The organism is Amycolatopsis sp. FBCC-B4732, assembly GCF_023008405.1.
Taxonomy (GTDB): domain Bacteria; phylum Actinomycetota; class Actinomycetes; order Mycobacteriales; family Pseudonocardiaceae; genus Amycolatopsis; species Amycolatopsis pretoriensis_A.
In genome coordinates this window covers 6636600-6656913 of sequence record NZ_CP095376.1, presented here as the reverse complement: position 1 = coordinate 6656913, position 20314 = coordinate 6636600, and the positions used below count along the sequence as shown (strand labels likewise).

The following is a 20314-nucleotide window of genomic DNA, read 5'->3' as shown; positions in this document are numbered from 1 at the left end:
CCTATCGGCTGACCGGACTGCGACTCGGAGTGATCCCCGATGTGCGCTGGGGGGTCGGCTCCCTACCTTGATGACGGAGAGCAGCGGTCCTTGCGGCCGATGCCGTCCCCCGAACCACCGGACCAGGAGAAACCCCATGGACTCCGTGCAGACGTTGCACGATTTCGCGCTGAACCTGCTCAACGACCCGACCGCGCTGGCGGCCTTCGGGACGGACCCGCAGGGCGTGCTCGCCGCCGCCGGTCTCGGCGACGTCAGCGCCGCCGACGTGCACGAGGTCATCCCGCTGGTGCTCGACTTCGTGCCGGTCGACAGCCTCCCCGCCGTGGACAGCCTCCCGGCCATCGGCGGCCTGTCCGGCGTCGGCACCGACGCCCCGGGCATCCAGGGCGCGATCGACCAGCTCACCGCCCTCACCGCGGGCCTCGGCCTGCCGGCCACCTCGGCGCTGCCGGGTGTCGGCGACCTCGGCACCGAGCTGCCGGCCATCGGCGACCTGGGCCTGCCCGCCGCCGTCCCGGGCGTCGGCGCGCTGCCCGGCGTGAACGACCTCACCACCACGGCCGCCGGCGTCACCGCCCTGGCCGGCGACCCGACCGGCGCCTTCGGCACCGCGGGCGACCTCGGCTCCAGCCTCGACGCGGTCCAGGTCGCGGGCAACCTCGTGTACTCGGTCACCGACGTCGACCACAGCGCGGTCGTCGGCGCCACCGGCGAGGTCGCGCACCTCGGCAGCGACGTCGTCGGCAACCTGTCGAACAACGCGACCGCGCCGGTTTACGAGACCACCACGCACATCGGCGACGTCAGCGGTGACCTGAACAGCACCGTCGGCGCGGTCACCGGCCACATCGGTGACTTCACCGGCGTCCTCAAGGGCACCTCGGACATCGACGTCAAGCACGTCACCGGCGAGGTCGCCTCGGCCGTCCACGGTGTCGGCGACGTCACCGGTGCCGTGACGAACGCCACCGGCATCAACGTCGACCACAACGCCCTCGGCCAGGTCGGCGAGCTGGCCAGCGGCAACAGCTCCGCGGTGCATGACGTCGTCTCCGACGTCGCGGACACCAGCCACAACGTGCTGGGCAACCTGCACCTCGGCGACGTCGCCACGGGCAACGACCTCCACATCGGGCACTGAGCCCCGAACCGGTCACCGGTGCCCGTCCCGCGGTCTGGGTGCGACCGCGGGACGGGCACCCGGTGTGCGCACGGGGAGTAAACCGGGGACACTCCTTCGCTGTGACCGCCCCCGCTTGGCTCGAAGTGCTCAACGAGACGATGGACGCGTGCCGCACGCACGGCCGCGCCGATCTCGCCGAGCGCCTGCGCAGACGCCGCGACGCCCCGCCGGGGCAGATCCGGCTCGGCGTGCTCGGCTTTCCCAAACAGGGCAAGGGTTACTTGCTCAACGCGGTGCTGAACGCGCCGGTGTGCGCGGTCGGCGACGCCCCGACCCCCGCCGTGCCGACCGAAATCGCCTACTCCGCCGAACCCGCCGCGACGCTGGTCGGCCGTTCCCTCGAACGGATCCCCGTCGCGGTCGAACGGCTCACCGGTGAACTCGGCGCCCGCCCCGCCGGCACGCTCAGCCGCGTCGAAGTCGGTGTGCCGCGCGAACTCCTGTCGGCCGGGCTCGTCCTCGTCGACACGCCGCCGGTCGGTGACCCGCGGTCACCGCGGACCGCCGCGGCCCTCGACCTGCTCGCCGAAGCGGACGCGGTGATCCTCGTCTCCGACGCGACCGCGCCGCTGAGCCCCGCCGAACTCGCGCTCGCCCGGCACGTGCGCACCTGGTGCCCGCACGTCCTGGTGGCGCTGACCAAGATCGACGCCTCCCCGGGCTGGCGCGCGGTGGCCGAGCGCAACCGCGCGATGCTCGCCGAGGCCGGCATCGACGCCCCCGTCCAGCCGGTTTCGGCCGTCGTCCGCCAAGCCGCCGCGAAGGCCGGTGACGCGGATCTCAACGCCCGCTCCGGTTTTCCCGAGCTGCTGAACTGGATCGCCGAACAGGCCGCGCGCCCGGCGGAGCAGTCCCGCGCGCTGCTGGCCGCCGTGGGCGTCCGGGCCGCCGCCACGGAACTGGTGGAGTCGCTGCGCGACCGCGTCGACACGGTCGCCCAAGACGCCGGGCTCGGGCAGGCCGCGCTGCTGCAGCGCGCGCAACGGCGTGCCGACGACCTGCGGCGGCAGAACACGAAGTGGCAGAACCTGCTTTCCGACGAGATCACCGATCTGCTGTCGGACGCCGAATACGACCTGCGCGAACGGACCCGCAAGATCGTCAACACCATCGACCGCACCTTCGACGAGGGCGACCCGGCGAAGGTCTGGGACGAATTCGCGCCGTGGCTGGACAACGCGCTGGCCGAAGCCGTCGACGTCAACTACACGTGGCTCGCCGACCGGGCGGAGTGGATCGCGCAAGCCGTCGCCGCGTGCTTCGGCGCGCAGTACGACCGCGCGCTGCCCGACCTCCGGCTCGACGGATCCGGCGTGGAGGGCCTCGACGACGTCCGGCGGCCGAAGATCGAGAAGTTCAAGGTGGGGCAGCAGGCCTTCACCGGCCTGCGCGGGTCGTACGGCGGCGTGCTGATGTTCGGCCTGGTCACCAGCCTCGCCGGGCTGCCGCTGATCAACCCCGTCTCGATCGGCGCCGGTGCGGCGTTCGCCGCGAAGACGATCAAGGACGAAGGCGGCATGCGGCTGCAGCGCCGTCAAGCCGTGGCCAAGCAGGCGGCGCAGCGGCACGTCGACGACGTGTTCATCCGCTTCAGCAAGGAATGCCGCGACTCGATCCGCCTCGTGCAGCGCCGGCTGCGCGACCACTTCACCGGGCTGGCCGAGGAACTCGCCGACGAGCTGACCCACGAGCGCGAGACGATCATGGCCGGCACCGCCGAACGCGAGCGCCGGACCGTCCACATCAGACGTGAGATCGACCGGCTGGCCGGCCTGCACCAGCGTGCGGGCGAGCTCGGCACGATCGCCGGACGGCAGCGGCGGGAGCTTTCGGCGTGACGCGGGACGTCCGCGACCTGCTGGCCGCCGCGGCCGGGCTCTACCGGGACGACCCGCGGGCTTCGGCGCTCCTGCACGACTGCCTGAACCGGCTGGAGCAGCCGTTGCGCGTCGCGTTCACCGGCGCGCCTTCGTCGGGCAAGTCGACGCTCGCCGCGGCGCTCGGCGAATGGCCGACGCGCGCGCTGCGCGACCTCGTGCTCCTCGACGACCCCGGCCCGGCCGACGACGTCCCGGACGCGACCGTCCGGCTGGTCCGCCACCTGGAGCCGGACGAACTCGCCGCCGCGCACCCGCCGGGCGGCTCGCCGTTCGCGCGGCAGAGCGCGGTCAACTCGGTGCTGGTGCTGTCCCGGGCCGACGAGGTGGGCGCGGGCCGCATCGACGCGTTGCTGACCGCGAAGCAGCTCGCGCGCCGCGCTTGGCGCGAAGACCCGCTGTGCACGGGGTTCCTGGGCGTGATCGCGGTGGCCGGCCAGCTGGCGTACGGCGGCCGGTCGTTGCGCGACGACGAGTTCGACCTCCTGGCCGCGTTCGCGGCCGTGCCGCGGGAGGAGCTGGAACGCCACGTGCTGTCGGTGGATTCGTTCACCGACCCGGCGTTCCCGGGTCCGATCCCGGTGGAGACGCGGCGGTCGCTGGTGGTGCGCTTCGGGATGTTCGGCGTCCGCCTGGCGCTGACGCTGATCCGCACCGGCTGCGACGACCGGGTCAAGCTGTCGGCGGAACTGGTGCGCCGCAGCGGGCTCGGCGAGCTGCGCGACACGCTCGCGGGCTGTTTCGTCGCGCGGGCGGAGGCGTTGAAGGCCCGCACGGCGGTGATTCGTCTCGAAGCGTTGCTGGCGGCCCAGCCCCGCCCGGGCGGCGACCGCCTGGTGTCCCGGGTGGAGCGCTTCGCGGCGGCCGCCCACGACTTCCGCGAGCTGCGCCTGATCGCGGACATCCGCGGCGGCCGGACGGCGTTGTCCGGCGACCCCGCGGAGGAGGCGGTCCGCCTGCTGGGCGCCCAGGGCACGGCCCCGGCCGACCGGCTGGGCCTGGAACCGGACGCGGACCCGGGCGAGATCTACGACGCGGGCCTGGACGCGTTGCGGCGCTGGCGTCACGAGGCGGAGCGCCCGGACCGCCCCCACGCGGAACGGACGGCGGCCCACGTCGTGGTGCGGTCGGCCGAGGGAATGCTGGCGCTGTTCGCCTAACGCACCGCGGTCGCTTCGATCTCCACGAGGTGCTCGGGGACGTCCAGCGCCGCGACGCCGATGAGCGTGGCCGGCGGTTTCGCGGTGGTGCCGACCTTCGCGGCACCCCGGGCGATGCCGTCGAGGAGGGCGGGCATCTTCGCGGGTGTCCAGTCGACGACGGAGAAGTTCAGCTTCGCCACGTCGTCGAAGGTGGCGCCGGCCGCGGCCAGTGCGGCGGCGACGTTGACGTAGCACTGCTCGACCTGCGCGGCCAGGTCGAGTTCCGTTTCCCAGGCGACCTGCCCGGCGACGAAGACGAGCTTCGTCCCCTCGGCGATCGCCACCTGGTGGTAGGGGTCGACCGCGGGCAGCTCGGGCGGGTTGACGAGGGTGACAGCCATCTTTCCTCCGTGGTCACTTGTGGTTACCCAGGAACCGTAGGAGAGTTTTGGTCCATGCGGAAGAAGGCACTTTTCGGTGACGGGGGAACCAGGTGGTGACCAAGCAGGACGCGGACCTTTCCCGCGCGGATTCGCTGGCGCGGGAGATCTTCTCCGACGTCGCCAACAAGTGGGCGTTCCTGATCATCGAGACGCTCGGCGAGCGCACCCTGCGGTTCAGCGAACTGCGGAACGAGGTCGAGGGCATCAGCCACAAGATGCTGACCCAGAACCTGCGCATGCTGGAGCGCAACGGGCTGGTCGAGCGCGAGGTGTTCCCGACCGTCCCGCCCCGGGTCGAGTACACGCTCACCGCGCCGGGGCAGGGGCTGCGGGCGACGGTCGACAGCATGTGCGGCTGGACCCAGCGCTACCTCGGCGACATCGAAACCGCCCGGCTCCGCTTCGACGGCTAGTACTGCAACGGCAGTTAGTGGTGTTGTGGTAGATCATCCTGGTGGTGGTCGATGTGGTGATGGATCAGCTGGACCGGGTGCATGAGCGGATTGCGGGCCGGTTCGCGCGGTCGGAACCTCGAGGTCGGGCGCGGGAGTATGTGTCTGGGCTGGTCGCGGGTCTGGAGCGGAAGAACGGGTGGACGCTGGCCGAGCAGGCCGGTGAGGTCTCGCCGGACGGGATGCAGCGGCTGCTGCGCTGGGCGGACTGGGACATCGACGGTGTCCGCGACGACGTTCGGGACTACGTGATCGAGCATCTCGGCGAACCCGGTGGCGTGCTGATCGTCGACGACACCGGGTTCCTGAAGAAAGGCACCCGGTCGGCCGGCGTGCAGCGGCAGTACTCCGGCACCGCCGGACGGATCGAGAACTGCCAGATCGGCACCTTCCTGGCCTATGCCGGTGCCGGCGGACATGCACTGATCGACCGGGAGCTCTATCTGCCCGAGCCGTGGATTGCCGACCAGGATCGGTGCCGGCGAGCAGGGATTCCGGCCGGGACCGAGTTCGAGACCAAACCCCGCCAAGCCATGGCGATGCTGGCACGGGCATTCGCCGCGAAGGTGCCGTTCACCTGGATCACCGCCGATGAGGCCTATGGGCAGGTCAAGTACCTGCGGTTGTGGCTGGAAGCCCACGACGCCGCGCACGTGCTGGCCACCAAGGTCAACGACACCCTGGTCTCCACCGGCGGTCGCGAAGCCCGCGCCGACGAACTGATCGCGCAGTTGCCCGCTCGGTCGTGGCGGCGGCTGTCGGTCGGTGCCGGGGCGCACGGGCCCCGCGAGTACGACTGGGCGCGGGTGCCGATCCGGATCGGCTGGCAGCCGGGACGTGGACACTGGCTGCTCGCCCGCCGCTCACTCTCAGACCCGACCGAGATCGCCTACTACGTCTGCTACGGACCTCGCCGTTCGAGCCTGCTGAACCTGGCCTGGATCGCCGGGACTCGCTGGCGGATCGAGGAGTGTTTCCAGCAAGCCAAGAACGAAGCCGGACTCGACCACTACCAGGTCCGGTCCTGGCGGGCTTGGTATGCCCACATCACCCTGGCCATGCTCGCTCACGCCTGGCTTGCGGTCTCCCGATCCCTTGTCGCAAAAGGGGAACCGGCGTCGCCGAGCCGGGCATGATCGGATTCACGCTACCGGAGATCAGGCGTCTGCTTATCAAGCTGGTGCTGCGTGTCGCCGACGCCGCCGACCACATCTGGGCCTGGTCCCGCTTCCGCCGTCGACGACAACACCAAGCTCGCCTCAGCCACTACAAACGACGAGGCTACCCACTCACCTAACTGCCGTTGCAGTACTAGGTCTCGTCTGACAAAAGTTTCGGCTGGATCGAGGATCTTCTTCCGGTCCGTACCGGTAAGCGCAGGCTTCCGTTTTCGGATGCGCGGGCGATGGTCGAGGAATCATCTACCGCTATCGGTGCTGGATCGCCTGGCGTGACGTGCCAGCGGTGTTCGGTCCGTGGCAGACGATCTGGACCTGGCATCGCCGGATGGCCGGCGACGGAACCTGGGACACCGTCCTGCGGCGCCTGCTCACCGACGCCGACGCAGCCGACCTCATCGATTGGTCGGTGTCGGTGGATTCCACGATCGCGCGGGCGCATCAGCACGCCACCAGCATCACCCGTCCCACAGGGGGCTGGGTCGAACTACACGGATCTGCTGACCGAGCCGCCTGAGCATGCGATCGGCCGTTCCCGCGGCGGGTGGAGCACCAAGGTGCACCATCTCGTCGACGGCAACGGCCGACCACTGGTCAGTCTGATCGGGCCCGGCCAGGCCGGGGACTCGTCGATGTTCCCGCACCTCATGCGGCACCTACGGATCCGCCGAGGCGGACGCGGCCGGGCTCGCACCCGCCTTCGACTCGGTCGACTGCCGAGGGCGCGATGTGATCCAACGACGGTTCAACTTGCTCAAACAGTGGCGCGGGGTGGCCACTCGCTACGACAAGCTCGCCATCGCCTATCGGTCAGCGGTCGTCCTCCACGCCGTGGTCACCTGGACAAAGGCATTGTCAGACATTAGCTAGGTCTCGTAAAGCCCGGCGATCGCCGTGGCCCGGTCGTGCAACGCGGTTCGCAACCACTGCGGTGCAAGGACTTCCGCGTCCACGCCGAGCTGCCACAGCGCCCACTCGGCGTGCCGCCGGTCCTGGAAGGCCAGCGAAAGCCGCACCCAGCCGCCGGTGCCGGCCGGCTCGGTGGCGGTCAGTGCGGTCGCCGTCAGCTCCTCCCGCCGGGCCGCGGCCACCCTCGCCAGCACGGTGACCTGCTCGCCGCCGGTGCGGAACCGCGTGCTGCGCTCCTGCCACGCCCGGTCCAGGTCGACGCGCTCCGGTCGCTGCGCGGGCTCGTCCAGCTCCTCGGCCGCGTGGATCCGGGACAGCCGGTAGGTGCGGTCCTCGCCGGACCGCGTGGCCAGCAGGTAACCCTGTTCGCGCACGGTGACCAGCCCGATCGGGTCCACCGTCCGCCACTTCGGCGGCTCGTCGACGGCCGCGTAGCGGATGCGCAGCCGGTGGCCGGCGAACACCGCGCGCCGGACCTCGGCCACGATCTCGTCGGGTACCTCCTCCGCGGCCGGCCGGCGGGCGAGGAGGTCGGTCGCCGGGTCGACGAGCAGCCGCTCGGCCACGCTCGCCGCGGTGTCGCGCTGGCTCTCGGGGAGTGCGTCGACCACCTTGAGCATCGCGGACGCCAGCGCCGAGCCGAGGCCGAACGCCGGGGCGCCGCGGCGGGAGCCGGCGATCAGCAGGGCGAGGGCCTCGTCGTGGGTCAGGCCGGTGAGCTCGGTCCGGAACCCCGGCAGCAGCGCGAAACCACCGTGCCGCCCGCGCTCGGCGTAGACCGGGACGCCCGCCGTGGACAGCGCCTCGATGTCGCGCAGCACCGTGCGGGTCGACACCTCCAGCTCGCGCGCCAGTGTGGCCGCGGACAGCCGGCCGTGCCGGCGCAGCAGCAGCACCAGGGACACCAGCCGGTCGGCGCGCACGCGGAAACCGTAGCCCAATACACGACACAGGATGTCGTGTATTGGTTGCGAGGCTCTTCGCACTGTCTACGAACGGATGGAGTGAAGTGGCTGTGGAACGAACGGCGGTCAACCCGTGGCCGTGGTCGGTCGCGCTGGGCTACCACCAGGGCGAACTCGTCACCGGGCCCGCCCGGACGCTGTACTGCGCCGGGCAGACCGCGATGAACGGCGACGGCGAACCCCAGCACGACGGCGACCTCGCGGCGCAGCTGGCGTTGAGCCTCGACAACCTCGAGGCGGTGCTCGGCGAGGGCGGGATGACGTTGGGCGACCTCGTCCGGCTGACCGTCTACACGACCGACGTCGACCTGCTCTTCCAGCACTACGGCGTGCTCGCGGGCCGGCTCGGTGCGGCCGGGGCCGCGCCCGCCACCACGATGCTCGGCGTGACGCGGTTGGCGATTCCCACGCTGCTGGTGGAGCTGGAAGGTACTGCTGTCGCGTGAAAAGCCGCCGGCCCGCCGGGTATTGACGCCCGGCGGGCCGCGGCGCACCATAGACCGGTCTATGGTCCAGCGCCGGCCGGAGGGAACCCGCCATGCCCCACGACGTCCGCCCCCGGGTCCGGCTGTTCGGCGAGCTCCTCGCGCACTGGGCGCGCGAACGTCCGGCGGACACCGCGCTGCGCTTCGGTGACCAGGCGTGGACCTGGGCGGAGTTGGACGAGCGCGTCCGGCGGCTCTCGGGTGCCCTCGCGGCCGCCGGGGTGGGCCGGGGCGACCGCGTCGCGTTCGTCGACAAGAACCACCCCGCCTGCCTGGAGACGACCTTCGCCGCGGCCGGGATCGGCGCCGCGAACGCCGTGGTCAACTGGCGGCTCTCCGGGGACGAACTCGCTTACGTGCTAGGGGATTCCGGCGCGAAGGTGGTCTTCGTCGGCGCCGAACTGCGGCCCGCGCTCGACGCGGTCCGCGACCGGCTGCCCGCGCTCGAACGCGTGGTCGTCGTCGGCGGGGACGAAGACGAGTACGAACCCTTCCTGGCTTCCGCGGAGCCGCACGCGGGGTCCGAAGTGGACCCCGGCGACGGCGTGCTCATCATGTACACCAGCGGCACCACCGGCTTCCCCAAGGGCGCGGTGCTGACCCACCGCGGCGTCATCGCCCACGGCCTCGCCGCCGGCACCGCGTTCCCGATCGGCCCGGGCGAGGTCAACCTCGTCGCGATGCCGCTGTTCCACGTCGGCGGCAGCTGCTACGCGGTTTCCGGGTTCCTCTACGGCGAACCGTCCTACCTGACCCGCGAACCGGACGCGGCTTCGCTGTTCGCCGCGCTGCGGGCCGGGATCACGCACGCGTTCCTCGTGCCCGCCGTCGTGGCCGGGATCGCGCAGGCCGGCGAAGACGCGCTCAAGGCGTTCTCCCGGTTGAAGTACCTCTGCTACGGCGCTTCGCCGATGCCGCTCCCGTTGCTGCGCACCGTGCTCGCCGCCTGGCCGGACGTGAAGTTCGCGCAGGTGTACGGCATGACCGAGCTGTCCGGCGCGGTCACCGCCTTGGACCCGGAGGCGCACCGCGACACGTCCCGGCCCGAACGGCTGGCTTCCGCGGGCACCGCACTGTCCGGAGTGGACATCCGGATCGTCGACCCGGTGACCCTCGAGGACGCCGCGACCGGTGAGGTCTGGATCCGCACCGAGCAGCGGATGGCGGGCTACCTCGGCAAGCCCGAGGCGACCGCCGAGACCATCGTGGACGGCTGGGTGCGCACCGGCGACGTCGGGCGCCTGGACGACGGCGGGTTCCTGTTCCTCGAGGACCGCGTCAAGGACATGATCATCACCGGCGGCGAGAACGTCTACTCGCCCGAGGTCGAGCGCGTGGTGGCGGAGTTCCCCGGCGTCGCCGAGGTGGCCGTGATCGGCGTCCCGGACGAGCGGTGGGGTGAGCAGGTCAAGGCCGTCGTGGCCGGCGACCAGCTCGACGCCGACAAGCTCATGGAGTTCTGCCGCGAGCGCCTGGCGCACTACAAGTGCCCGCGCAGCGTCGACGTCGTGGAAGCGCTGCCGCGCAACGCGACCGGCAAGATCCTCAAGCGCTCGCTGCGCGAACCGTACTGGCGGGACCGGGACCGGAACGTCTGATGCCCCCGGTGACGCGGGACGCGTACTTCGCGGCCGCATTGGACGTGCTGGCGGAGCACGGGTTCACCGAGCTGAACGTCGGCCGGCTGTGCCGCGGCCTCGGCGTCACGAGCGGGTCGTTCTACCACCACTTCGGCGGCTGGCCGGGGTTCGTCGAGCAGCTGCTGGACCACTGGGAGAACCGGCAGGTGCGCATCCTGCGCGAAGGGAACTTCGGCAGCGGCGGTCCGTCGGCCGACTTCGCCGCGCTGATGGACCTGACGCTCGGGCTGCCGCACGAGGCCGAAGCCGCCATCCGGGCGTGGGCGGCGAACGACGAAACCGTGCGGGCGGCGCAGAAACGCGTCGACTCCGCGCGGGTGCGCACGGTCGGCAAGGCGGTCAAGGGCATCGTCGGCGACGGCGACCTCGCGCGGACGCTGACGTCGCTGGGCATGGCGATGCTGGTGGGTCACCAGCAGCTGGCATCGGCGGGGGAGCACAGCGAGCTGGCCACCCTGCTGGCGGAGTACACGCGGCTGGTGCACGCCCGCGCCTCGTGAGTGTTCAGGGCGGGTGGAACCGCCCTGACACTCACGAGACGTTACCGAGTACCCGGGTGACGGCTATCTCCAGGACCACCCGCTGGGGGTTGGGCTTGGGCTGGCGGTAGCGGGCGGCGTAGCGGTTTTCCGCGTCGCGCACCGACTCCGGGTCGTCGCGCAGCACCGCTCGACCCTCCAAAGTGGACCACTTCGGGCCGTCCAGCTGGCAGGCCGCGACGGGGACGCCGTCGGCGCCCGCGGCCCGGATCAGCCGCGCCTTGACCGAGGAGGCGAACGTGATCACGCGGGCGAGACCGGCGTCGAAGTCCACGGTGACGCCGACCGCGACGACGTGCGGCGTGCCGTCGGGCCGGACCGTGGTGAGGGTGGCCAGCCGGCGTTCGGTCCAGAACGTGCGGAAGTCGGGGCCGCGGTCGTCGAGCTTCATGGGACCCACGCTAGTCCGTCCGGGTGCCGGGGTCCTGGTGAGACCACTCACGGTCATAGTAAGGAAAGTTTCCTAACAGTCTTGACCAGGTCTTGAACCTTCTGGCACGCTCACATCGCCCTCGCCGCAGCCAACGATGTCTTTACGGAGGAGCGATGAAGAAGATCGTCCGGGCGGTGGTGGCTTCGGCCGCGCTGGCCGCCGGGCTGCTGAGCGTGCCGACGACCGCGTCCGCGGCGGGCACCCCGTACGTGCCGGGCACGCTGCGGCCGTCCGTCTCGCAGGCCACCCAGGATGCCGCGCTGCAGAAGTACTACGACTTCTGGAAGAAGAACTTCCTCACGAACAAGTGCGGCAGCGGCACCTACGCCGTGCTGTCGAAGGACGCCGACCACTCGTTCGTCGCCGAGGGCGAGGGCTACGGCCTGACGATCTCGGCGATGATGGCGGACAAGGACACGCAGGCGCGCTCGATCGTCGACGGGATCCTGAAGTTCGTGAAGGCCCACCCGTCGGTCAACAACAAGGACCTGCACGCGGCCGAGCAGGACGCGAACTGCAAGAGCGTCAACGGCAGCGACTCGGCCACCGACGGCGACCTCGAAATCGCGTACGGCCTGCTGATCGCCGACAAGAAGTGGGGCAGCACGGGCTCGGTCAACTACAAGGCCGAAGCTGTCCGGATCATCAACGCCATCAAGAAGTCCGAGGTCAATGGCACCACGAAGTTCACGCTGCTCGGCGACTGGGGCAACGACGCGGAGTACAAGAACAGCTCGCGCTCGTCGGACTGGATGCCCGGGCACCTGCGGGCGTTTGCCACGGCCACCGGCGACAGCTTCTGGACGTCGGTCCGGACCCGGTCGGAGACCGCGGTGAGCCAGCTGCAGTCGCAGTACGCGCCGAACACGGGCCTGCTGCCGGACTTCGTGGTCAACACGAACTCGACCCCGAAGCCGGCGCCGGCGGAGTTCCTGGAAGGCCCGTACGACGGCAAGTACAGCTGGAACGCGTGCCGTGACCCGTGGCGCCTCGGCGTCGACGCGATCACGGCCCCGAACAGCGCCGCGGCCGCGCAGGTCCGCAAGATGACGACGTGGATCAAGTCCGCCACGGGCAGCGACCCGGCGAAGATCCAGAGCGGCTACTCGCTGTCGGGCTCGAAGACCGAAAGCGGCCAGCACCCGTGCTTCACGGCGCCGTTCGCGGTGGCGGCGATGGCGGACCCGGGCAGCCAGGCGTGGCTGGACAAGCTGTGGACGGCGGTCTCGTCGTGGTCCCCGGACGCGACGGACTACTACGGCACGGGCATTACGATCCAGGTCCTGCTCATCCTGAGCGGCAACTACGTGGCAGCTTGACCCGGCGCGCCGGCCGTTCCGCCCCGAATTTCGGGTGCGGAGCGGCCGGTACGTGCGTGAAACTGGCGCCATGAGCAGTCAGCCGCGCAGCGTCGAGGAGCTGACCCGCGCCCTCGACGCGGGTCAGCGGTTCAAGTACCTCTGCTTCTGGGGCCATCGCCCGCCTCGCGGCGGCGGAGTCGGCTCCGGGTGCTTCAGCCAGTGGTGGCCGGCGCCGTTCGTACTCGACGACGTCCGGTTCGCCACCGCCGAGCACTACATGATGTGGCGCAAGGCGCTGCTCTTCGGCGACGAGGAGGTGGCCGCGCGGGTGCTGACCGCGGTGCACCCGAAGCAGGCCAAGGACTTCGGCCGCCAGGTGCGCCGGTTCGACGAAGCGGCTTGGGTCGCCCACCGCCGGGAAATCGTGGTGGCGGGCAACGCCGCCAAGTTCGCGCAGCACCCGGAACTCGGGGACTACCTGGCCGGGACCGGCGAGCGGGTGCTCGTCGAGGCGAGCCCGGTCGACCGGGTCTGGGGGATCGGCCTGGCGGCGGACGACCCGCGGGCCGAAAAGCCGCGGGCCTGGCGGGGGCTCAACCTGCTCGGCTTCGCCCTCGCCGACGTCCGGGCTCAGCTCGGTTCGCGCAGCGGCAGCCCGGCCGCGCGGTAGATCTCGTCGAGCACCGTCATCGTCTCCACCGCGTCCGCCGCCGACGTCTTCACCGGGGCACCTTCCAGGACCGCCGCCGCGAACGCGTCCAGCTGGTAGGCGTACGACGCGCGGCGCGGGAACTTCTCCGTGCGCCGCGTACCGGCGACGTCGACCCGGAACCGGTGGTACGCCTGGGGCGCCACCGGGTTGAACACCGCGATCGACCCCTTCGAGCCGATCACCTTCGCGCTGAGCCGCAGCAGCGAAGACGACCACAGCGAGCACGTCACCCGGCCCGTGTGACCCGACGGGAAGCGCAGCTCCGCCGTCATCGCCCGGTCGACCCGCGGGGACCGCAGGCGAGCCGAAGCCGAGACCACCGACGGGGTCCCGACGCCGCCGAAGATCCGGGCCATGTGGACCGCGTAGCAGCCCGCGTCCATCGTCGCGCCGCCCGCCAGCGCGTAGTCGTAGCGGATGTCCGAGAACTTCGGCAGGGGGAAGCACACCGCCGTCTCGACGCGCGCCAGCTCGCCCAGCTCGCCGGACGCCACGATCTCCTCCACCCGCAGCGCCAGCGGGTGATAGCGGTAGTGGAACGCCTCCATCACGACGCGGTCCGACGAAGAAGCCAGCGAAGCGATCTCCCGGGCCTCCGCCGCGTTCGCCGTGAACGGCTTCTCGCACAGCACGTGCTTGCCCGCCTCCAGCGCCGCCCGCGTCCACCGGCCGTGCAGGCCGTTGGGGAGCGGGTTGTAGACGGCGTCGATGTCCGGATCGGCCAGCAGGTCCTCGTACGACCCGTGCGCCCGCGGGATCCCGTGGCGGGCCGCAAACGCTTGCGCGCGCTCGAGCGAACGCGCCGCGACGGCGCCGACCGTGACCGAGGAGTGCGAAGAAGCGGGCTTGACCAGGGCGGTGGGGGCGATTCGGGCCGCACCCAGGATGCCGATCCGCAGGCTCATCCGCGCAAGTTAGCACCGGACCAGATTTCAACAGCCAGTTGACCTCTTCAACAACGAGTTGTACCGTTCCGGCCAGCCGAACAGTGGAGGTCCGCTATGTCCCGTTCACGTGCCGCGCAGGCGGTGTTGCTCGCGAGCCTGGCCGTCCTGGTGACCGCCTGCGGTGGGGGTCCGGACGGCGCGGGCGGGACGTCGCAAGCCGCCGGCGCGCCCGCGTCCGGCATCCCGGACACCGCCGCGATCGTCCAGGGCGTGCAGAAGGACGCGCAGCTCAACGCCGCCCTGCCGGACAACGTCAAGCAGGCGGGCGTGCTGCACCTGGCGTCGAACCTGCAGTCCGCGCCCAACAACTTCTACGCCGCCGACGGCAAGACCCCGGTCGGCTACGAGGTCGACCTCGCCAAGGCGGTCGCCGCCAAGCTCGGCGTCACCGTGACCCACCAGGACATGGCGTTCGGCTCGCTGATCACCAGCCTCCAGTCCGGCCGCATCGACCTGACGATGGCCGGCATGAACGACACCAAGGCCCGCCAGGCGCAGATCGACTTCGTCGACTACTTCACCTCGGGCATCACGATCATGACCCGCAAGGGCAACCCGGACGGCATCACCGGCCCGGACGCCCTGTGCGGCAAGAACGTCGCCGTCGTGCAGGGCACCAGCCACCAGAAGTTCGCCGAGGCGCAGAGCGCCAAGTGCACGTCGGCGGGCAAGCCCGCGGTGAACGTCACCGCGACCGACAGCGACAACCAGAACCAGAACCAGCTGCGCACCGGTCGCGTCGCCGCGATCCTCAACGACCTGCCCAGCGCCGTGTACATCTCGCGCACCGCGGGCGAGGGTAAGTTCTTCGAGGTCGTCCCGGGCGAGCCGATCGAGGGCGGGCCGTACGGCATCGGCGTCACCAAGGCGAACGCGCCGCTGCGCGACTCCGTGCAGAAGGCGCTGCAGGCCCTGATCGCCGACGGCACCTACGGCAAGATCCTGCAGGCGTGGGGTGTCGAGCAGGGCGCGATCAAGGAGGCCGCGGTCAATGGCGGGTCCTGAGCCACTGCCCATCGTCCGGCTCCGGCACTGGGGCCGCTGGGTCGCCGCCGCGATCATCCTCGCGCTGCTCGTGCTGCTGGGCATCGCGCTCGGCAACGCGCAGATCGAGTGGAACCAGGTCCCGGACTTCGTCTTCTACAAGGTGATGGCGACCGGCCTGCTCAACACCGTCGTGCTGGCGGTGCTGTCCCAGGCCGTCGCGATCGTGCTCGGCATCGTCATCGCCCTGCTGCGCCGCAGCGCCAACCCGGTCGCCCGGTGGTTCGCCGCCGGGTACATCTGGATCTTCCGCGGGCTGCCGGTGCTGCTGCAGATCCTGCTCTGGTACAATCTGGCGCTCGTCTTCCCGGTCATCGACATCCCTTTCCTGGTCCACGAGCAGACGAATGTGCTGATCAGCGCGTTCACCGCCGCGTTCCTCGGCCTGGCGCTCAACGAAAGCGCGTACATGGCCGAAATCGTGCGGGCGGGCCTGAACAGCGTCGACAGCGGGCAGACGGAAGCGGCGAAGTCGATCGGCATGACGCCGGCCGCCGCGCTGCGCCGGGTCGTGCTGCCCCAGGCCATGCGCGTGATCATCCCGCCGACCGGCAACGACTTCATCAACATGCTCAAGGGCACGTCGATGGCGTCGGTGATCGGCGTGACCGAGCTGATCCACGCGGCCAACAACATCTCGTCCAACAACCTGCTGGTGATGGAGACGCTGCTGGCCGCGGCCGTCTGGTACATGGTCGTGGTGACCGTCGCCGGCGTCGGCCAGCACTACCTGGAACGCTCGTTCGGGCAGGCCGACCGCGGGCCCCTGTCCCGCGCCGGCAAGGCGTTGCGCGGCGTGCCGCTGGTGAGGAGTGCCCGTGTCTGAGCCGCTGCTGCGCGCCGTCGGCGTCAAGAAGTCCTACGGCCACACCGAAGTCCTCGGCGGCATCGACCTCGAAGTCCACAAGGGACAGGTCGTCTGCCTGCTCGGGCCGTCCGGCGCCGGGAAGAGCACGTTCCTGCGCTGCATCAACCACCTGGAGACGATCGACGCCGGCCAGATCTGGGTCGACGGGGAGCCGATCGGCTTCCGGCAGCGCGGCGGGAAGCTGTACGAACTGCGCGAGCGCGACGTCGCCCGCCAGCGCCGGGACATCGGCATGGTGTTCCAGCGGTTCAACCTCTTCGCCCACCGGACCGCGCTGGAGAACGTCGTCGAGGGCCCGGTCCGGGTGCTCGGCCTCAAGCCGGACGACGCCCGGGAGCAGGGGCTCGAGCTGCTCGACCGCGTCGGGCTCGGGCACCGCGGTGACGCCTACCCGGCGCAGCTGTCCGGCGGGCAGCAGCAGCGGGTGGCGATCGCGCGGTCGCTGGCGATGAAACCGAAGCTGATGCTGTTCGACGAGCCGACGTCGGCGCTGGACCCGGAGCTGGTCGGCGAGGTGCTGGAAGTGATGAGTACGTTGGCGGGGGAGGGGATGACGATGGTCGTCGTGACGCACGAGATGAGCTTCGCCGCGGAGGCCGCCGACGAGGTGGTGTTCCTGGCCGACGGCGCCGTCGTCGAGACCGGGCCGCCGTCGGAGGTGCTGAGCGCGCCGAAGCACGAGCGGACCCGGCAGTTCCTGGCGAGGATCCTCGCGTGACGCGGATTTCGCCCCGGTACCTGCTCCAGTTCGACGAGCCCGCCGGCTACCTCGACTTCGCCCGCTTCGGCCCGCCGTCGCACGCGGTGCTCGACACCACGGCCGCGCTGCTCGACCAGGCCACCACGGCCGGTCCGTCCACTGTGGACGAGCTGATGCGGCAGGAGGTCCGCGCCAAGGCCGCCGCCGCGCGGCTGTCCGGTTCGGACACCGACCACACCGTGCTGCTGCCCCACACGAGTCTCGGGTTGTTCCAGGCCGCGTTCCACAGCTCGGGCGAGGTGCTGGTGTCGGCGTCGGAGTTCCCGGCCAACACCTATCCGTGGGCCCGCGCCGAGCAGGCCGGCCGGCTGCGCGTGCGCCGGTTGACCAGCGGTTACGTGACGCCGGAGCGGGTCGCGGAAGCGCTGACGCCGGAGATCACCACGGTCAGCGTCTCCGCGGTCGACTTCCGCACCGGTTTCCGCGCCGACCTGGCCGCGCTGCGCGACGTCGTCGGCGACCGGCTGCTGGTCGTCGACGGCATCCAGGGCTTCGGCGTGATCGAGGCGCCGTGGGAGGTCGCCGACGTGCTGGTCGTCGGCGGGCAGAAGTGGCTGCGCGCGGGCTGGGGCACCGGCTTCGCGGTGCTGAGCGACAACGCGCTGGAGCGGATGGACCCCGTGCTGTCCGGCTGGACCGGCGCGCGCGACCCCGGCCTGTTCGACGACGAGATCCACGCGCCCGACGGCACCGCGCAGGCGTGGTCGATCTCCAACCTCAGCCCGATCACCTCCGGCGCGTTCGCCGAGGCGCTCGAGCTGGTCGAGGACGCCGGGGTGGCCGCCATCGCGGCGCGGATCGCCGAGCGGATCACCTCGTTCGAGGAGGTGCTGGCCTCGTGCGGCGCCGAGGTGGTGTCGGCGGTGGACCGGCGGGCCGGGATCCTCGCGTTCACGCTGCCCGGCCACCCCGCCGAGCAGGTCGGCGCGGCGCTGGCCAACGCCGGGATAGCGGCGACCGTGCGGCCCGAACACGTCCGGTTGTCGCCGCACGCGTCGACGCCGGCGGCCGCGGCGGACCTGCTGCGGTCCGCGCTGGAGACGTTGACGGCGCCGCGGGAGCCCCTGGTCGTGCCGGCCGCGGGCGCGACCACGCACGAGGTGCTCACCGCGCTGGTGCCGGCGATCCCGGGGCTGGCGGCGATGCTCGGACCGGGCAACGAGGTGCTGCTGCACGACCTGAGCCGGCTGCCGGACTCGATCGTCGCGATCGCGGGTGACCTGACCGGCCGCAGCGTCGGCGGCCCGATGACCGACCTGCTGCTCGGCCTGGTCCGCCGTGGCACCACGCAGGACCTGACGAACTACCGCACGCACGGCCCGGACGGGCGGCCGATCCGCTCGTCGACGCTGTTCCTGCGCGACGCCGACGGGGTGGCGGTCGGCTGCCTGTGCGTCAACAGCGTCGACGCGTCGGCTTCGGCCGGCGGCAACGGCGAGCCGGAGACTTTCCCACCGGACGTCGACAGCCTGCAGCGGTTCCTCGTCGACCGGGCGGTCACCAAGGCCGGCATCCCGGTGGACCTGATGAAGAAGCGGCACAAGGCGGCGGTGGTGCGCGAACTCGACGAGGCCGGTTATTTCCTCATCAAGGACGCGGTGGACCACCTGGCCGGGCGGCTCGACGTCACGCGCTACACGATCTACAACTACCTCAACGAAATCCGCGCCTGACGCTGCCCGAACGGACCTTGTTTCCGCGGTTGCCCGGGGCGCACCATGGCGCGCATGACCGAACCGGACACCCGGGCGCTGGTGCGGCTGGAAGCGGAGGGCGGCGCCGACGAGGAGGAACTCGACCGGCTCGCCCGCCGGCTGCGCGCCGAGCTGGGCGAGCTGGACGTGGACCTGCGGGCCACGCCCGGCGAGCTCCCGCCGGGCGCGAAAGCGGCGGACCCGGTGACGATCGGCTCGCTGGTGGTGGCCTTCAGCGCGGCGGGCGGCGTGTTCCCGGGGCTGGTGGAGACGCTGAAGGAGTGGCTCGGCCGCCAGGCGGGCAAGCACCGCATCAAGGTGACGATCGACGGCGACACGGTGGAACTGGAGCGGGCGACGTCGGCGGAGCGGCAGGAGCTGATCGACGCCTTCGTCCGGCGCCATGCCTAGCCGGCACGCTCTGCTGATCGCGACCGAGACGTACGCAGACCCGGCCCTGCGCCGCCTGACCGCGCCGGGCGGCGACGCTCGAGAGTTGGCGGCGGTGCTGAGCGACCCGGCGGTGGCGGGGTTCGAGGTGACGACCTTGGTCGACCGGCCCCACCACGTGGTGGGCGAAGCAGTCGGCGAATTCTACCGCGACCGCCACCGCGACGAGCTGACGTTGCTGTACTTCACCGGCCACGGCGTCAAGGACGACGACGGCAGTCTGTACCTCGCGATGGCGAACACCCGTCGGGACAGCCTGATGTTCACGGCGCTGGCGGCGGAGCTGATCGACCGTGCGATGGCGGGCTGCGCTTCGCGGCAGAAGGTACTGATACTGGACTGCTGCTACAGCGGCGCATTCCCGGCCGGGAAATTGACGAAGGCGGGCACGGACGTGCACACGCTGGAGCGGTTTCAAGGTCGCGGCCGTGCGGTGCTGACAGCGTCCGACGCGACGCAGTATTCCTTCGAGGGCGACGCGGTGGTGGGTTCGGCGGCTCGGTCGGTGTTCACCCGGCACCTGGTGGCGGGCCTGCGCGACGGCAGCGCGGACCTGGACGGTGACGGGGACGTCACGGTCGACGAGCTGTACAGCTACGTCCACGAGCGGGTGGTGGCGGAGATGCCGCGGCAGCGCCCGAAGCACCAGTCCGATGTGGAGGGCCGGATCGTGCTGGCGCGCAACCCGCGGTGGACGCTGCCGGAGTACCTGCGGCACGGGCTGGCGAGCCCGATCGCTTCGGACCGGTTGAACGCGTTGGAGGGGTTGAAGCGGCTGCACCGGGTCGGGAACGACCTGGTGCGCGAACGAACGGCGGCGGAGATCCGGCGGCTGGCGGAAGACGACAGCCGTCAAGTCAGCACGGCCGCGGGAACTTGGCTCGCCGGGCACGCGCGAGGAGCCGTGCCGGTGGTTTCCTCCGAACCGCGGCCAGTGCACGAGAAGGCCCGAGAACCCGAGTCCGCGGCGGATGTGGAGCAGCCCGCCCGGGAAGCGGCGAGTCGGTCGCGGGCCACCGGCAACGCCCAGCTGCCGGTCGGCCTGGCACCTCGCCGTGCTTCGGAGCCCGGTCCCGGGAAGGAACCCGGAACCGGCCGGGAGGTACGTATCGCCTTCGCTGTGCTCTTCCTTCTCGCGCTGGTTCTCCTCCTGATCGGGATCCTGCAAAGCCACGGGTAGTCACTTGGCACAGGAACAACCGGCGGACGCCGGGCGCACCCGATTTCCACCTTTAGTAGGGCCCTGCCCTTCAGGCCCTGCCCGAAAAGCGCGGGCGGGACTAGGGTTC

General features: G+C 71.1%; 21 protein-coding genes. 17 read left to right on the top strand and 4 right to left on the bottom strand.

The genetic code is table 11. From position 1 onward, the window contains the following. The first annotated feature begins 136 nt into the window (after positions 1-136). The 3 genes from MUY14_RS29140 to MUY14_RS29130 all read left to right on the top strand — a co-directional run bounded on the left by MUY14_RS29140 (position 137) and on the right by MUY14_RS29130 (position 4223). Positions 137-1144: an IniB N-terminal domain-containing protein gene (locus MUY14_RS29140; RefSeq protein WP_247013898.1), complete on the top strand. Its 1008-nt coding sequence runs from the start codon at positions 137-139 to the stop codon at positions 1142-1144. Between the two features lie 101 nt (positions 1145-1245). Beyond that, a complete protein-coding gene (locus MUY14_RS29135) occupies positions 1246-3024 on the top strand; it encodes a dynamin family protein (RefSeq protein ID WP_247013896.1) in 1779 nt (592 codons plus the stop codon). Beyond that, a complete protein-coding gene (locus MUY14_RS29130) occupies positions 3021-4223 on the top strand; it encodes an ATP-binding protein (protein WP_247013894.1) in 1203 nt (400 codons plus the stop codon). The genes MUY14_RS29135 and MUY14_RS29130 overlap by 4 nt, the downstream gene beginning before the upstream one ends. Here MUY14_RS29130 and MUY14_RS29125 read toward each other — a convergent pair. Further along, complete coding sequence (locus MUY14_RS29125) at positions 4220-4606, bottom strand: RidA family protein (protein WP_247013891.1); 387 nt, start codon at positions 4604-4606, stop codon at positions 4220-4222. The two genes, MUY14_RS29130 and MUY14_RS29125, sit on opposite strands and share 4 nt — an antisense overlap. A 92-nt stretch (positions 4607-4698) precedes the next feature. On the opposite strand from MUY14_RS29125, the gene MUY14_RS29120 reads away from it, so the two are divergent. The 3 genes from MUY14_RS29120 (at position 4699) to MUY14_RS29110 (ending at position 6795) form a co-directional block, all read left to right on the top strand. After that, complete coding sequence (locus tag MUY14_RS29120) at positions 4699-5061, top strand: helix-turn-helix domain-containing protein (RefSeq protein WP_247013889.1); 363 nt, start codon at positions 4699-4701, stop codon at positions 5059-5061. A gap of 41 nt (positions 5062-5102) precedes the next feature. Further along, a complete protein-coding gene (locus MUY14_RS29115; protein ID WP_247013887.1) occupies positions 5103-6236 on the top strand; it encodes an IS701 family transposase in 1134 nt (377 codons plus the stop codon). A 280-nt stretch (positions 6237-6516) separates the two neighbouring features. After that, entirely contained in the window at positions 6517-6795 is a 279-nt protein-coding gene (locus tag MUY14_RS29110; RefSeq protein WP_315863297.1) for a transposase, read from the top strand. A gap of 349 nt (positions 6796-7144) precedes the next feature. Here MUY14_RS29110 and MUY14_RS29105 read toward each other — a convergent pair whose 3' ends face one another. After that, on the bottom strand, positions 7145-8110 hold the full coding sequence (locus MUY14_RS29105; RefSeq protein ID WP_247013881.1) for a YafY family protein: 966 nt from the start codon (positions 8108-8110) through the stop codon (positions 7145-7147). A gap of 92 nt (positions 8111-8202) precedes the next feature. Between MUY14_RS29105 and MUY14_RS29100 the strand changes: the two genes are divergently transcribed. The 3 genes from MUY14_RS29100 (at position 8203) to MUY14_RS29090 (ending at position 10777) form a co-directional block, all read left to right on the top strand. Next, a complete protein-coding gene (locus tag MUY14_RS29100) occupies positions 8203-8598 on the top strand; it encodes a RidA family protein (RefSeq protein ID WP_247025287.1) in 396 nt (131 codons plus the stop codon). A 92-nt stretch (positions 8599-8690) separates the two neighbouring features. Then, positions 8691-10235, top strand: coding sequence for a long-chain fatty acid--CoA ligase (locus MUY14_RS29095; RefSeq protein WP_247013878.1), 1545 nt, complete (start codon positions 8691-8693; stop codon positions 10233-10235). After that, complete coding sequence (locus MUY14_RS29090) at positions 10235-10777, top strand: TetR/AcrR family transcriptional regulator (protein WP_247013877.1); 543 nt, start codon at positions 10235-10237, stop codon at positions 10775-10777. The genes MUY14_RS29095 and MUY14_RS29090 overlap by 1 nt, the downstream gene beginning before the upstream one ends. A 31-nt stretch (positions 10778-10808) precedes the next feature. Here MUY14_RS29090 and MUY14_RS29085 read toward each other — a convergent pair whose 3' ends face one another. Further along, positions 10809-11207 (bottom strand): TIGR03618 family F420-dependent PPOX class oxidoreductase, encoded by a 399-nt coding sequence (locus MUY14_RS29085; RefSeq protein ID WP_247013875.1) that lies wholly within the window; start codon positions 11205-11207, stop codon positions 10809-10811. 155 nt (positions 11208-11362) lie between these two features. On the opposite strand from MUY14_RS29085, the gene MUY14_RS29080 reads away from it, so the two are divergent. Both MUY14_RS29080 and MUY14_RS29075 read left to right on the top strand, forming a co-directional pair. Next, positions 11363-12568 carry a glycosyl hydrolase family 8 gene (locus MUY14_RS29080; RefSeq protein WP_247013873.1) on the top strand — a complete coding sequence of 402 codons (1206 nt, stop codon included), beginning with the start codon at positions 11363-11365 and terminating at the stop codon, positions 12566-12568. 70 nt (positions 12569-12638) lie between these two features. Further along, positions 12639-13220, top strand: coding sequence for an NADAR family protein (locus tag MUY14_RS29075; RefSeq protein WP_247013871.1), 582 nt, complete (start codon positions 12639-12641; stop codon positions 13218-13220). Here MUY14_RS29075 and MUY14_RS29070 read toward each other — a convergent pair. Next, entirely contained in the window at positions 13181-14167 is a 987-nt protein-coding gene (locus MUY14_RS29070; RefSeq protein ID WP_247013869.1) for a Gfo/Idh/MocA family protein, read from the bottom strand. The two genes, MUY14_RS29075 and MUY14_RS29070, sit on opposite strands and share 40 nt — an antisense overlap. Positions 14168-14263: 96 nt before the next feature. On the opposite strand from MUY14_RS29070, the gene MUY14_RS29065 reads away from it, so the two are divergent. From MUY14_RS29065 to MUY14_RS29040, 6 genes are read left to right on the top strand one after another with little or no spacing between them, the layout of a single operon-like run. Further along, positions 14264-15214 carry an ABC transporter substrate-binding protein gene (locus tag MUY14_RS29065; protein WP_247013867.1) on the top strand — a complete coding sequence of 317 codons (951 nt, stop codon included), beginning with the start codon at positions 14264-14266 and terminating at the stop codon, positions 15212-15214. Continuing rightward, entirely contained in the window at positions 15201-16079 is an 879-nt protein-coding gene (locus tag MUY14_RS29060; protein WP_247013864.1) for an amino acid ABC transporter permease, read from the top strand. The genes MUY14_RS29065 and MUY14_RS29060 overlap by 14 nt, the downstream gene beginning before the upstream one ends. Then, a complete protein-coding gene (locus MUY14_RS29055) occupies positions 16072-16839 on the top strand; it encodes an amino acid ABC transporter ATP-binding protein (RefSeq protein WP_281506191.1) in 768 nt (255 codons plus the stop codon). The genes MUY14_RS29060 and MUY14_RS29055 overlap by 8 nt, the downstream gene beginning before the upstream one ends. Then, the gene (locus MUY14_RS29050; RefSeq protein WP_247013862.1) at positions 16836-18554 is read left to right on the top strand and encodes an aminotransferase class V-fold PLP-dependent enzyme; all 1719 of its coding nucleotides are present in this window, start codon (positions 16836-16838) and stop codon (positions 18552-18554) included. The genes MUY14_RS29055 and MUY14_RS29050 overlap by 4 nt, the downstream gene beginning before the upstream one ends. Positions 18555-18608: 54 nt before the next feature. Continuing rightward, positions 18609-18986, top strand: coding sequence for an effector-associated constant component EACC1 (locus MUY14_RS29045; protein ID WP_247013860.1), 378 nt, complete (start codon positions 18609-18611; stop codon positions 18984-18986). Next, positions 18979-20205, top strand: a complete 1227-nt coding sequence (locus MUY14_RS29040; protein WP_247013858.1) for a caspase, EACC1-associated type — start codon at positions 18979-18981, stop codon at positions 20203-20205. The genes MUY14_RS29045 and MUY14_RS29040 overlap by 8 nt, the downstream gene beginning before the upstream one ends. Positions 20206-20314 lie beyond the last annotated feature (109 nt).